This window comes from Micrococcales bacterium (assembly GCA_016703125.1).
Lineage (GTDB): Bacteria > Actinomycetota > Actinomycetes > S36-B12 > UBA10799 > JADKAV01.
In genome coordinates this window covers 23,157-35,899 of the sequence record JADJCR010000002.1, presented here as the reverse complement: position 1 = coordinate 35,899, position 12,743 = coordinate 23,157, and the positions used below count along the sequence as shown (strand labels likewise).

The following is a 12,743-nucleotide window of genomic DNA, read 5'->3' as shown; positions in this document are numbered from 1 at the left end:
CTCCGACCACCAGGGGGGCTGGAAACCCGCTCACGCGGCCGCGGCGTGGATGAGCCGGGAACCCTCCGGGGTGACGACATGGACACCGATCACCGGCATGTGCTCGCCGAACGCCGCCGTGATGTGGTCCCGCCACGCCAGGTCGCTGCGACGTGTCATCGGCGAGCCCCTGCGGGCGATCGCGCAGAGCACGCTGCCCTGTGGCTGAACTTCGGCGACGGTGCGGGCCATCCCACTCATCAGGGAGTGCGCGTCGTCAGGTGGCCCGCCGCGGACGCCGTCGATCTGGATCGGCTGCACGGGACGGTGCTGCTCGTCGCACACGAGGATGAACAGCGCGCCGTCGAAGCGCGCCTGCATGCTGACGAACAGATCCAGCACGTCGGCGATGTGTGCGGGGTCGGTCAGGGACATGTCCGGCCAGTCGGCCGGGAGGTCGTCGAAGCTCATAGCAGCAGCCTGCGGCGCCGATGATCGGCCAACAAGTACCCGTCGCGATTCTGTGGACAAGCGCGTTCGGCCCCTTTCCGCGCCGATCAACCGGGCCTATACTCCCGGCATGTCGATCCCGCGTCCTGCCCTGACCCTCGCCGCCCTGGCCGGCGCCAGCCTGCTGTCCCTGACCTCGCCGCTCCTGCCGGGCGCTAGCCCATGAAGGGCGGCAAGCAGACCGTCGAGGGCAAACGACGTGACAATCGTCACCACGGTGCAGGACGAGGGAGACCCATCGGACCTGTCGCGCGTCACCCACAACGACACCACCGAGGAGAACCACACGCTGACGGTCAAGGCCGTCCGGGACCCGAAGTTCACGCGGACCTACGTGTTCAAGCGAGGCAAGGCACCGTACTCCTACACCTACACGAGCAACCGGATCTCGCGGGACCACACGTTCGGGCAGGTCAGCTGTGAGTCGACCACGGTGGCCAACGCCTCGGGCTCGGGCAAGACCGACCTCAGCCCGTCGGTCTTAGGCAAGTACAACGGCAACAAGGACGTGCTGGTGATCGACAAGCGCACGAAGGGGATTTCGGTGCGCGCGTCACTTCCTGGACAGGGGACCTCCACCAGCACGTACCAGGACTTCGGATCCGGTTCGTGTGGCGGAACCTTCACCGACCCCATCGACCAGCTGGGCAGCACGTCCCTGAACGACACGCGCAACGTGTGCCTGCCGGACGGTCTCAAGCGGCCCCCGTCGAGCTACTCCCCTCTGTACGGCAAGTGGAACAACAAGAAGAAGAGTTTCAAGTTCGACTGCAAGCAGACGTTCGTGGACGGCGACGACCACGCGACTCACAGTCGCCGGGACCCTGAAGTACAAGCGGTAACGACCTGCGAGGCTAGTGGATGAGAACAGCTGTCCCCTGGCCGTCGCTGCGTTGTGCGCGACGGCGATCACCGCGCCGGCGACGGCAGACACCCCCACCGACGGGCCGGTCACCGTGACCCTGCCCGCCTGTGCCCAGGCCACGCCGGTGACCCAGGCGGTGGTGCCCGGTTGCAGTTACGTGGCGTTGCCCGCGAAGGACGGGACGGTCTACTACGCGCATGTCACGTCCGGTGGTGCGGTCACGATGAGCGGTTCGCTGAGCGGCGGCGTGCTGACGCTGCCCGCCTCGGGGCAGACCTGGCCGGCCATCTCGCTGGCCGGGGTCCCCGTGATCGTGCAGGTCGCCCGGCCCACGATCACCGGCACCCTTGGTTCCGACGGCGCCGTGACCCTGTCGGTGCCGTACGAGGCGACGGTGGCCGCCGGGATCCTCGGATCCTGCACCATCAAGGGCGCGGCCACGATGTCGTCGGCCGGCAGTGATGCCATCGGAGGTGGTCAGGGCCGTGCGTACGACCCGGCGACGAAGGCCTTCGCAGTCGCGGGGACGTCGGCCGCACCGGCTCTGCAAGGCACGTTGTGCTCCTACGCCGACCAGTTCCTCGACCTCGGTCGTGGCGTCGGCTGGTACCTCGACGGTTCACTGGCCACAGCCACGCCGACCCCCGCGGTACGCTCCCAGACCGCGAAGGTGAAGTGGCCGGGTCGGATCAAGCGCAAGGGCCGCACGGTCCTGCTCACCGGGCCGGTGGCGACCAACGCGGGCAGACGGCCAAGGCCCGGTGCGGTGGGACGAAGCGCAACGCGAAAGGTTCGTCGGCCAAGGCGAAGTTGACCGCGAGGTCCGGCAGGTGATCATCCGCACGACCGGCACCGCGAAGAAGCTCTTCGTCCGACTGACTCTGCGGGCGCCGGCGACCGACGAGTACTCGGCCTTCCGGACAACGCGGCTATGGGTGGTGCGCTGATTTCGCACCGCGGCCGCCGCTAGAGCTGCTGGCGCCCACCAGATCCCGGAGGTGGCAGCCGGCGGCCATGAGGTGTTCGAAGGTCCCCTGCTCCACGACCCGGCCCTGGTCGAGCACGATGATCCGGTCCGCCGACTCGATCGTGGACAGCCGGTGCGCCACCACGATGCGGGTGACGGCCAGCCGCTCCAGGTTGGCCACGATCGCCGCCTGGTTGATGTTGTCCAGTGCGGACGTCGCCTCATCGAGGATGACCATCCGGGGCCGGCCCGCGAGTGCGCGCGCCAGCAGGATGCGCTGGCGCTGACCGCCGGAGATCGTGCTGGCCCCTTCGACAACAGCCGTCGACAGCCCCATCGGCATCGCCGCCACGTCGTCGGCCACTGCCGCCACCTCCAGCGCATGCCGGATCTCGTCCGCGGACAGGCCCCGGCCGAGATCGACGTTGTCCCGGATCGTGCCGGGCAGCAGCTGCGACGATTGCATCACCGTCCCGATCTGCCTGCGCACGGACGCCCGGTCCAGGCCGGAGAGGTCACGGCCGTCGAACGAGACGATCCCCGATTCCGGCTCCTCGAGGCCGAGCACGATCCGCAGCAGGGTGCTCTTGCCGCATCCGGACGGGCCGACGATCGCAACATGGGAACCGGCCGGTATCGACAGACTCACGCCGTCCAGCACCGCCGGCATGTCGTCGCGGTAGCGGAAGACCACGTCGCGCAGATCGACGGCCCCCGCCAACTCCGCGATCTCCTGCCCGGTCCCGGACTCCGGCGCGGACGTCATGACGTCGTCGGCACGCTGCAATACCGCCCGCGCCGACAGCAGTGCCCCGACCGCGCTGATCCCGGCGGCCAGGGCGGATGTGGCCACCGTCAGGGCGGTCTGCGCAGTGACCAACTGCCCGATGCTGCCGCCGGCCGCGGCCGTGATCAGGAACAGCACCGCGAGTCCCAAGGTCGGCCACAACGCGCCGGTCATCTGCTGGACGACCGACAGTCGCCGGCGCTGGACCTCCTTGCTGGTTGCGGTGGCCTGCACCGTCGCCCAGCGCGCGAAGGCCCGGCCGAGCGCCCCGGACACACGCAACTGGTTGACCCCGCGCACCATCTGGAGCACGACCGACTGGCTGTCGCCGCCGCGTCGACCACCTCCCGGGTGAGGCGGGCGGGCGCTTGATCAAGCCGAACTCCACCAGGCCCGACCGCGAGGAACCCGACGAGCCCGAACGCCAGCGGCGGGCTGACGGCGAACACCCCGATGAGCGCCCCGCCCACCGCGGCCACGTCGAGCAGCGCGGTGATCGCGGTGTCGGGGACGGACATCGACGCGACGTCCACCGCGTTGGCATCGGTCATGCGCGAGGTCACAGTCCCCTTGTTGTGCCACGACATGGGCAGCCGCAGCATCCGGTCCCAGACCGCGGACGCGGTGATGGCGACTGCGCGGCCGCGGATCCGCAGCAACGCGAACGACCGGACGGCGCGCACCAGCAGGTCCCCGAGCGCGAGTGCCACCAGCGCGCAGCCCACGACCAGCAGCGTCGAACGCGTTTGGCTCGCCACCGTCTGGGTCAGCGCCCCGGTGACGACCGGGATCACGGCCGCGAGCAGGCCGACCACCACGGTGAGCGCGCCGACGAGCAGCATGCTGTGCCGGCTGCCCCGCACACCCAGCCGGATCAGGTCCCGCAGTCGCGCGGGGCGGGGGGAATCGAGCAGCGGCTCAGGATCGTGGCCCGTCGCCGAGGTCCCCGGCGACTGTCGCATCGACCGGCCCCGCAGTCCGGCATCCGGTGGCCACAGGTGGTAGTGGCCCCGCCGCCACACGGCGGCGGTCACATCGTGCTCGCCGGGCCACACCATCAGCGGTGGTCCCTCGCGGCGCCACCAGCCCGCCGGCAGTTCCACCCGGCGGATGGACGCCCGGGCCGCTTCTGCCAATGCCGTGATCTGATCACGGCCGCTGACCTGGGCGTCGGTCGAGGCCCGCCGCAGCCCGAGCGGGTCCGGATGCAGTCCCACCTGCTGGGCCAGGAAGGCGATGACGGTGGCCTCGCGGGACAGGTCCCACCGCGCCACCGTCGTGCGGTCGCCGGGAACCGTGGCGGCCAAGCCGAGCAGGGCGTCGTCGATCACCCGTTGCTGGTGCTGTTCCTGCACGGCGATCAGCTCCGCCGCGGCGGCCTCGCGGGAGCGGGCGGCTGCCAGGGCGCTAGTGGCCAGCACCTGCATCTGCGCGACACGATCCGCCGTTGGTGCTGCGACCGGCTCGATGCGGGTGCCGGGAAGCGCCGTCGCAACGAGGTGGCCGTCAGGGAGATCGGCACCCACGAGGGTGTGGCCGGCAGTCACTTGCACGACCGGGATGCGCCGGCCGCCGGCCCGTGGCACGACGAAGACCAGCACCGTCCCGTCCACGACCCGCAGGCAGTCCGACGACCCCAGGTGCATCGCGTCCCGGGCGTCGATGGTCCTGCCGGTGTCGAGGCTCATGCCGTCACCAGCCGCATGTAGGGCCCGTCCTGGACGATCAGTTGCGTGTGCGTTCCGCGTTCCACGACATGGCCGTCTGCCAGGACGAGGATCTCGTCGGCGTCGCGCACTGTGGACAGGCGGTGAGCGACGATCAAGCAGGACGCACCCCGGCGACGCAGGGCGGCATCGATGTGCGCCTCGGTCGCCGCATCGAGAGCGGAGGTGGCCTCGTCGAGGATGATGACCGCCGGATCCCGCACCAGGGCGCGGGCGATCTCCAGTCGCTGCCGCTGACCGCCGGAGAGGTCCTCTCCGCCCTCGCGCAGAACGGCGTCGTAGGACCCCGGACGCCGGGCGATGTCGTCGTGCAGGCCCGCGTCCATCGCCGCGCGGATGATGTCAGCCTCGCCGACGGTGGGATCCCACAGCGTGATGTTGTCCCGGAACGAGCCTTCGAAGATCACTGGGTCCTGGTCGACCAGTGCGACGTTGCGGTGCAGCACCGCCGGCGGCCACCACTGCCGAGGATGGCCGTCGAAGCGGATCTCGCCGTCCCACGGGTCGTAGAGGCCGGCGAGCAAGCGGGCCACGGTGGACTTGCCGCATCCGCTGGCCCCACCAGTGCCACCCGCGCGCCGGGGGTCATGTGCAGCGCGAAGTCCAGGAGCAGTGGTGGCCTGCTGCGGTCGTAGCCGAACGTCACGCCCGTCATCTCCACACTGCCGGCCAGGACCGCTGGGCGCTCGGAGCCCACCACCGGCTCGGCCGGGATCTCGGTGTTGAGGATGTCGTCGATCTGGTCGAGTTGTCCCGTGAGCGTCTCGGCCTGCTGCAGCTGGCCGACGATCGTGGCCGCCGGGGCCAGCGCCAGCCCGAGCAGGGTGATGACCGCGACGAACCCGCCGGTCGTCAGACGCCCCTGGGTCACCCCGATCAGGCCGACGATGGTGACCGCCGCGTTTCCCACGGTGATGACGAACAGAGGCAGCAGGTTGGGGAACACGCTGCGTCGCCGAGTTCCTGCGCGGCGGCGAGGTAGCGGTTGTGGGCCGCGACCAGCGGGAGTGGCGGTCCTCGCGCCCGGCGGCCTTGACGACCTCGATCTGGGAGAGCGTGCCGACCGAAACCGCCGCGACATCCGTCTGCTGCTGCACCATCCGCCTTGCCAGCACACGTCGCCGCCGCGAGGCCAGCAGCAGCGCCGCGATCAGGCACACCACGGCGGCCAGCGCCACCAAACCGGCGGGCGGGTAACTGATCAGCAGCAGCAGGATCGCGGTGGCACTACTCACCACCCCAACCGCCAGCGTGGAGAACACCGCCGACACCGTGGCTGCGACATTCCCCGGTTGCACCGCGCGCAGGGCGAGGGTGCTGGATCCCCGCATTGCGTGGAAGCCGGCTGGTAGCGACAGCAGTCGTGCCACCATGCGCGACTGGAGCACGACCGCGAGTTTCGTGGCCAGCCGCATCCCGATGGCCCCCACCGGATCAGCGCTGCCCGCGGACGGCGGCGAACAGCTGGCGGCGAGCAGCGTGCTCATCCGCACTTCGGGTCCGCCGTTGAGCCAGTCCACGAAGAGTCTGGCCAGGCCCGGGAGGATCTGCGGAGATCAACAGCAGCCCGAGCAAGCCATCAGCACCCGTCCGCGAGCCGACGAGGTAGCGGGAGGCGGGCGATGGCGCGGGCGGCCGCCGGGCTGGAAGCCGGGCCGGGGGTCATGAGCAGGCGATGCCTGTGAACGACCGTCGAACCCTCCGGCGCACAGGTCGTCTGCCCAGCCGGATCGTTGAGGTACCAGCCGTCCGGCGACCACCCCTCCACCACGAGGAAGTGCTGGAAACGCCAGAAGATGATGGCCGGCATGGGTGGGCTTCAACCTCCGGCTCGCAGCGGCGCGCCGACACCTGCAGCCCGTAGGGATCGCGGCGTTGACCGCCCGGCGTTGCTGCCGTCCTGGAGATCCCGCAGGCGTCCCGGAGTTCCGCGAGGCCCACCCACTGTGTGCGCCAGCACGATGCCTAGGAGGCGGCGCCCACTCGGGGCCTCCATCTGCAGGCGCGGGGGTTCGCGCCCGGCGGCGGGCGGGGGTCGGTGCCGGACGCGGTGTGCTCACGACATGCCCAGCAGCTGTGCTCAGCAGGTCTCGCTGACCAGCACGGTGCCGTCGATCCCGCCCCGGGTGCGGGCTGCTGGAGGCCCGGCGATGACAACCCGCGGCCCTGGGAGGTTCAGCACCCTGAGGCCCCTCCTGGAACCCGGCCGCGCCACAGTCGCTGGGTCCCCGACCACCCCGCGCCCGGCCGCCAGACCGACACCTGACGGCATCCCGCCTGGACTTTGCCCGCCTCCGCGGGGTCGACCATCAGCGCGGTGCGGCCGTCGTCGACGATTGAGATCTCGGCGATCCAGGAACCCACCTTCACCGGGTCGCCGCGCGGCAGATACCCAGCGGATCCCCTGCGCTGGGCGCCGCTGCTTGATGGATCGGCCCCGAGATCACCTCCGCCACGACCTGACCAGCCTTGACCGCCGTCTCGGCGACGCTGACGCGCCCGAACTGACCGGCCGCCGTGGATGTCACCAGGGTGACACCCTGCTTGCCGACCACCCGGCCCTCACCGGAGACAGTGACGTTGCGCGGGGTGATGGCCGCATACGTCACCAGCCCCACCACCAGGACCACGGCCGCCACGGCCAGCAGCCACACCCGTGATGAGGTGACCGGCAGGAGTTCATCGAGACGTTCGCTGGATTCCACCGAGCGGACCGCGGTGGAGCGGTAGATCGGGCTGCCGGGGGGCTGGGAGCGGGTGTCGGTCATGGCGTCACCCCCCCGACCGGAACGGTGGGCGCAGTCTCACGGCGCCAGGTGTGCACACCTTCTGGGTCGGCCATCCTGTGGACCGCCTTGAGCGAGGTCAGAGCAGGAGGGCGCTCAGGTCGTCGTGCACGGACAGCGACAGGAGGTGGGCGGCGATCCCCGCGACTCCGGTCATCAGCCCGGTGCAGGTGCCTTCGGCCGGGATGTCCATCGGTAGCCGGAACCGGCCGGTGGCGGCGCACCGGTCCGCGACAACCGTGGTCAGATCGTCGGCGGCAGCCAACCACTGCGGCTCGGCCATGGCCCTGCCTGCGATCCGCAGCACCGCCGCCCGCCCGGTCAACCCGCAGCAGAGATGGTCGGTGGCTGTGGGCGGTGCCGTGGCGGTCGTGGTCATCGCGGCGCGCAGGTGCTCCTGCCACGTCGTGGCATCGGGGTGCTCCGGAAGGATCTGCAGAGCCCGCACCCGGCTCAGACCGATGCCGGCGGCCCCGTGGCACCACGCGACCATCGGCACCGTCCCTACCCGCTGATCGCGGAAGTCCGGCCAGTTCCCCAACTGCTCGTCGTACAGCCGGGCCTCGTAGTCGAACGCCGCCGCCCCCGCGTCCACTAGGTCGGTGCGCCCCAGGACGGCTCCCGCTTGCAGCAGAGCCAGACCGCACCCCGCCGCTCCGTGGGCCAAGCCCGTCAGTGGCCGCGATCCCATCCGTGAGGGCCACCCACCGTTCGGCAGTTGCCCGGCGCCAGGTGCTCGGCGGCCGCCGCCGCAGTCCGGTCGCGGGAACCCCGCAGCGGCCAGTGGCCCGATGAGACCGGCCACCCCGCCGATGACGTCGTAGGTCCGGTCACGCTTTATGAGGCTTGCCGGGACGTCCGCCAGTAGGTGTTCACGGTCGCCGGGTGCCAGCCAGCGCAACAGTCCGCCCACCCCGGTGGCTCCGGGACCGAGGGCGCGCAGGTAGCGCGACCGCGTGTGAGGGTCGGCGTGGCGCAGCCGCTCGAGCACCGGTTCCCCCGTCTGCGCCGCCTGTCGCGTCAGCGCCGGGTCATCACCGCAGGTGGCCGCCCACCCTTGCACCGCTGCGATGCCGGCGCGGCCGTCGTACCAGCCGTCGCCCACCGTCCCGAGTTGGAGGTGCTTGCCGTCCGGCAGCAGGGACAGAGTCAGCCAGGTGGGCGGCGCCCCGGCCTGTCGCCGCACGGCAGCCCGTTCGATCGTCGCGAGCAGTGCGGGCACGGTGGGTGCCAGGGGCGCAGCCTGCCTGGTCGCCGGTGGTGCGGTGTCCTGGTCGGCGTCCAGAAAGCGCGCCCGCACCGACCCCCGGATGAGGTGTTCCTGCCAGGACAGTTCCCCGGCGTCCAGCGCAAGGATGCGTTCGGCCGCAACCCGGGTGGCGTCACCGGTCACGAGACCGCTGATGGGACCGAGCGCGCCTACCACGACGTCGCAGCCCAGTTCGTGTTCGAAGTACGGCACGTCGAGGTTCTCCATGTCGTGCAGTTCTGCCTGGAACACCGCCCACGCGGGGTCGCGCTCGCCGCCCACGAGGGCGACCCGGGACAGTCGTTCCAGTTCGAACGCCCGCGCGTTCGCGCTGGTCAGCGCCCGCGCGGACAGGGCGCGCTGCCCGATCACACCGTAGATCCGCGTCGATCGCAGGACCAGTCGTTGCGGCAGTCCCCGGCAGCCGGTCACCGAATCCAGCAGCATGTCGCGGAAGGTCGGCTCGGCACAGGCGAGGTGGATGTCCCGGTAGCCCGCGACCAGGTGCTCCACGTGATCCGGCAGCGGGTTGTCGGCCGGGTCGTCGACGGGAAGCGACGGTGGCACGGAGGTCTGGCGAGGCACCCGCGTCCAGATCATGTCGTCGGTGTTGACATGTGCCCAGCCCGGGGCTGCCGCGGCGTCCTCGGGCACGCTCACGCCCAGCGCGCTCGGGTCGTAGGCCTCCTGTTGTGGTCCGATGAGCAGCCAGCCGGGCAAGAGGCCGGTCCGCAACACCGAATCGCTCAACATGCCGGTGGGCTCGCCTGACGTGTCGGTGTGGAACAGGGTCTCGGAGTCGATCAGGGCGGGGCTGGATCCGGCGGCGATCACATTCTCGGGGTGGGCGTCCGTGGCGCCGAGCAGGTACAGCAATGCCAGCAGTCGGCCGGCCGCGACGTAGAAGCCCGGGAGTTGTTCGCGCGGGCAGGGGCGATGGGCGACGAACGAGGTGAAGCCGTACGGACCGTCGCCGGTAAGGACCTGCACCTCATGCAGCGGGTGGTCCGGGAAGTGCCGGTTGACGCCGGCGACCAACCGCTGGAAGTGCTGCTCGAGACGCAGGTCCTTGGGTTTGTACACCAGCGGGTCACCGGAGGCGAAGTCGAGAACGGCCACGCTGTGGCCGCCGCGGTGGGGGTCGCTGAGCCCTGGCCGAATGTCGGAGATCGGGCGTCAACAGGGGATCCCGAAGACGGCGGCGATCTCGGGCCGGTAGCTTCTGGACGCGCTCCAGCAGGTCCGCGGTGCTCTGCTGCCAGGAGCGGGTGGTGACAGCGAGTAACCGTCCGAGAACCGGATAGTGCTGCAGGACCGCGTCGAGCCCGTCGGTGGACCGGGCCCGGCACCAGGCGCGAATGCCCTGTCACCCCCGCGCCCCACCCCGAGGTGGGACTGCAGGGCCACACCCTGCGGGCGCGTGGCGGAGAAGTCGGCGAACAGCGCTGCGGCACCGACCTCCGCGAGCCGACGCCCGAGATCCCGCCGCAGGGCGGTCTGCGCCGACGGCCCCCACGCCGGATCACGTCCCAGCCGGTTCCACGTGTGGGCGACCATCGGTGACAGCAGCGCGGCGAAGGGGAGTTCCGCAAGAGCGGGGTCCTCCTCAGTGTTCGCCCCACGGATCGCCTCGCGAAGGGCAGTCAGGTCCTCCATCCACGTGGCTTGTTCGTCGACGGCGCGGGCCCCTGTCCGTGCCGTACGAGGCGACCGTCAACGGCGGAATCCTCGGGTCCTGCACCATCAAGGGCGCGACCACGATGTCCTCTGCCGGCAGCGATCTGATCGGCGGGGGCCTGGGCCGCGCCTACGACCCGGCTGCGAAGACGTTCGCGGTCGCTGGGACGTCGGATGCACCGGCATTGCATGGCAACCTCTGCGCCCTCGCCGGGGATTTCCTCGACCCCAGCCGCGGTCTCGGCTGGTACCTCGACGGCTCACTCACCGTTGACGCCCCGACTGCCGCGCCCCCGGCCCGCGCGGCCGTGACAGGCTGGACTCGTGATCAAAGAGCGACCGGTGGCCACCAACGCAGGACAGACGGCGAAGGTCTCCGTGCGATGGGGGACGAAGCGCACCGCGAAGGGCTCGTCGCGCCGGTACGCACGCCTGACGACCCGGTCCGGCAGGTGATCATCCGCACGACCGGCACGGCGAAGAAGTTGTTCGTCCGCGTGACCTTGCGGGCGCCGTCCATCGACGGGTACTCGGCTTTCCGCACCACGCGACTGTGGGCGGTCCGCTAGCGCAGTGGGCGGCACCGTGGGAGAACGTGTGTTGCACGCTCAAGTGCGGGTGATCTGAGACTGCCGGGCGCGGTAGGCGGCCTGCGCCTCCCGGTTCCCGCACGTCGTACTGCAGAAGCGCCGGGACCGGTTGCGGGAGAGGTCCAGGACGATCCCGTCGCAATCCTGCGCCGCGCACGTGTGCAGTCGGGTCATCTCGTCGGCACGGACGACGTCGACCATGGCCATCGCCGTCTCCACGAGGATCCGCTCGTGCAGCGGACGGTCCTCGGAGATGGCGTGGATGTGCCAGTCGAGATGGTCGTGGCGCAGCAGTTGGGGCACGGCACGCTGTTCGGCGAGGATCGTGTTGATCAGCCCTACTGCGGTGTCCCGGTCCGCGGTGAGTAGTTCGCGCAGGCGCGGGCGGATCTCCCGGACCGCTGCCAACTCCGCGGTGTCCGGGCGGGAACCGGTGTAGCCCCACTCGTCGAAGTGGGCGACCAGAGCCTCCAGCGAGGTCAGGGTGTCGGGCGGTTCGGCTGAGTTCGCAAGCCACACGGCAGCGCCCAGCGCTTCTTCCGTGTCAGGAGCGAAAGGCATATTGACACCTTACCCGAAGTGGGCGTAATGTCAGGAGTCATGAGCACTTACGCTCCTGACGGACGCAGCACCCGCTCAGGGATCCTGCTGGCACTGACCTCGGCCGTTTCCTTCGGGCTTTCCGGGTCGCTCGCGCGGGCGTTGATGGACGCGGGCTGGTCGCCGGCGGCCGCTGTGGCGATGCGGGTGACGATCGCCGCTGTGGTTCTGGTGGTGCCCGGGCTGCTGGCCGTGCGCGGACGCACCCGGCTGTTGGTCACGAACGCCGGCACCATCGCGGTCTACGGTTTGCTCGCCGTGGCGGGCGCGCAGCTGCTGTACTTCCTGGCGGTCTCGCGACTCGATGTCGGTGTGGCGCTGCTCATCGAGTACACCGCGCCGGTGGCGGTGGTCCTGTTCATGTGGGCCGCTCGCGGCCAGCGACCGGGCCCGCTCACGTTCGTCGGCGCGGCGATCGCCGCGGCCGGTCTGGTCCTGTTGCTCGATGTCCTCAGCGGCGCCCATGTCGATGCCGTGGGCGTGCTGTTCGCGCTCGGAGCCATGGTCGGGGCCGCCACCTACTTCGTCATCTCCGCCGACGACGACAGCGGGATCCCTCCGATCACCCTGGCCGCGGGCGGATTGGTGTTCGCGACGGTGGTGTTCTGGGTGACCGCCGCCGTCGGGGTGCTGCCCGTGACGATGTCGACCGCGCCGGTGGTCTTCGCGGTGGGGACGGTGCCCTGGTGGGTGCCGGTGCTCCTGCTCGGCCTGGTCACCGCGGCGCTGGCGTATGTGGCCGGCATCGCCGCGGCGCGGCACCTCGGCTCCCGGCTCGCGTCCTTCGTCGCGCTGTCCGAGGTGGCCGCGGGGCTGGCATTCGCCTGGGTCCTGCTGGATCAGCAGCCGCGGGTTGTGCAGTTGCTCGGGGCTCTGCTCGTGCTCGGCGGCGTTGTCGTGGTGAAGCTGGGGGAGCGCGAGGTCCTGACGACCACGAGCACCGGCGAGATCGACGACGTGTTCGTGGAGGCCGTCCCGCGGGAACACCAGCGTCCCGCCGGCTGAC

The 12,743-nt window shown here is 70.7% G+C and carries 13 protein-coding genes; 4 read left to right on the top strand and 9 right to left on the bottom strand.

Annotated elements, in window-relative coordinates; translation table 11 throughout:
- Positions 1-30: 30 nt before the first annotated feature.
- The gene (locus IPG68_01755; protein ID MBK6762071.1) at positions 31-450 is read right to left on the bottom strand and encodes a hypothetical protein; all 420 of its coding nucleotides are present in this window, start codon (positions 448-450) and stop codon (positions 31-33) included.
- Between the two features lie 238 nt (positions 451-688).
- Here IPG68_01755 and IPG68_01750 point away from each other — a divergent pair, with 238 nt between their 5' ends.
- Together IPG68_01750 and IPG68_01745 are read left to right on the top strand one after the other, a co-directional pair.
- On the top strand, positions 689-1,354 hold the full coding sequence (locus tag IPG68_01750) for a hypothetical protein (protein MBK6762070.1): 666 nt from the start codon (positions 689-691) through the stop codon (positions 1,352-1,354).
- Positions 1,347-2,168, top strand: a complete 822-nt coding sequence (locus IPG68_01745; protein ID MBK6762069.1) for a hypothetical protein — start codon at positions 1,347-1,349, stop codon at positions 2,166-2,168. The genes IPG68_01750 and IPG68_01745 overlap by 8 nt, the downstream gene beginning before the upstream one ends.
- A gap of 115 nt (positions 2,169-2,283) precedes the next feature.
- On the opposite strand, the gene IPG68_01740 is transcribed toward IPG68_01745, so the two are convergent.
- The 7 genes from IPG68_01740 to IPG68_01710 all read right to left on the bottom strand — a co-directional run bounded on the left by IPG68_01740 (position 2,284) and on the right by IPG68_01710 (position 10,526).
- Entirely contained in the window at positions 2,284-3,342 is a 1,059-nt protein-coding gene (locus IPG68_01740) for an ATP-binding cassette domain-containing protein (protein MBK6762068.1), read from the bottom strand.
- On the bottom strand, positions 3,279-4,796 hold the full coding sequence (locus IPG68_01735) for a hypothetical protein (GenBank protein ID MBK6762067.1): 1,518 nt from the start codon (positions 4,794-4,796) through the stop codon (positions 3,279-3,281). The genes IPG68_01740 and IPG68_01735 overlap by 64 nt, the downstream gene beginning before the upstream one ends.
- Positions 4,793-5,368 (bottom strand): ATP-binding cassette domain-containing protein, encoded by a 576-nt coding sequence (locus tag IPG68_01730; protein ID MBK6762066.1) that lies wholly within the window; start codon positions 5,366-5,368, stop codon positions 4,793-4,795. Before IPG68_01730 ends, IPG68_01735 begins: the two co-directional genes overlap by 4 nt.
- Positions 5,369-6,414: 1,046 nt before the next feature.
- Entirely contained in the window at positions 6,415-6,645 is a 231-nt protein-coding gene (locus IPG68_01725; GenBank protein ID MBK6762065.1) for a hypothetical protein, read from the bottom strand.
- 556 nt (positions 6,646-7,201) lie between these two features.
- Positions 7,202-7,603 (bottom strand): hypothetical protein, encoded by a 402-nt coding sequence (locus IPG68_01720; GenBank protein MBK6762064.1) that lies wholly within the window; start codon positions 7,601-7,603, stop codon positions 7,202-7,204.
- 97 nt (positions 7,604-7,700) lie between these two features.
- On the bottom strand, positions 7,701-10,040 hold the full coding sequence (locus IPG68_01715; protein ID MBK6762063.1) for a type 2 lantipeptide synthetase LanM family protein: 2,340 nt from the start codon (positions 10,038-10,040) through the stop codon (positions 7,701-7,703).
- Positions 10,041-10,046: 6 nt separating this feature from the next.
- A complete protein-coding gene (locus tag IPG68_01710; protein MBK6762062.1) occupies positions 10,047-10,526 on the bottom strand; it encodes a hypothetical protein in 480 nt (159 codons plus the stop codon).
- 38 nt (positions 10,527-10,564) lie between these two features.
- On the opposite strand from IPG68_01710, the gene IPG68_01705 reads away from it, so the two are divergent.
- The gene (locus IPG68_01705) at positions 10,565-11,116 is read left to right on the top strand and encodes a hypothetical protein (protein ID MBK6762061.1); all 552 of its coding nucleotides are present in this window, start codon (positions 10,565-10,567) and stop codon (positions 11,114-11,116) included.
- Between the two features lie 39 nt (positions 11,117-11,155).
- Here IPG68_01705 and IPG68_01700 read toward each other — a convergent pair whose 3' ends face one another.
- Complete coding sequence (locus IPG68_01700) at positions 11,156-11,698, bottom strand: CGNR zinc finger domain-containing protein (protein ID MBK6762060.1); 543 nt, start codon at positions 11,696-11,698, stop codon at positions 11,156-11,158.
- Positions 11,699-11,737: 39 nt separating this feature from the next.
- On the opposite strand from IPG68_01700, the gene IPG68_01695 reads away from it, so the two are divergent.
- The gene (locus tag IPG68_01695) at positions 11,738-12,742 is read left to right on the top strand and encodes an EamA family transporter (protein ID MBK6762059.1); all 1,005 of its coding nucleotides are present in this window, start codon (positions 11,738-11,740) and stop codon (positions 12,740-12,742) included.
- Position 12,743: the final 1 nt, after the last annotated feature.

Excerpts from the sequence above, each read along its gene's own strand:
- IPG68_01755 (MBK6762071.1), bottom strand. The coding sequence starts at position 450 with ATGAGCTTCGACGACCTCCCGGCCGACTGGCCGGACATGTCCCTGACC.
- IPG68_01735 (MBK6762067.1), bottom strand. The coding sequence starts at position 4,796 with ATGAGCCTCGACACCGGCAGGACCATCGACGCCCGGGACGCGATGCAC.
- IPG68_01725 (MBK6762065.1), bottom strand. The coding sequence starts at position 6,645 with ATGCCGGCCATCATCTTCTGGCGTTTCCAGCACTTCCTCGTGGTGGAG.
- IPG68_01720 (MBK6762064.1), bottom strand. The coding sequence starts at position 7,603 with ATGACCGACACCCGCTCCCAGCCCCCCGGCAGCCCGATCTACCGCTCC.
- IPG68_01710 (MBK6762062.1), bottom strand. The coding sequence starts at position 10,526 with ATGGAGGACCTGACTGCCCTTCGCGAGGCGATCCGTGGGGCGAACACT.
- IPG68_01700 (MBK6762060.1), bottom strand. The coding sequence starts at position 11,698 with ATGCCTTTCGCTCCTGACACGGAAGAAGCGCTGGGCGCTGCCGTGTGG.
- IPG68_01695 (MBK6762059.1), top strand. The coding sequence starts at position 11,738 with ATGAGCACTTACGCTCCTGACGGACGCAGCACCCGCTCAGGGATCCTG.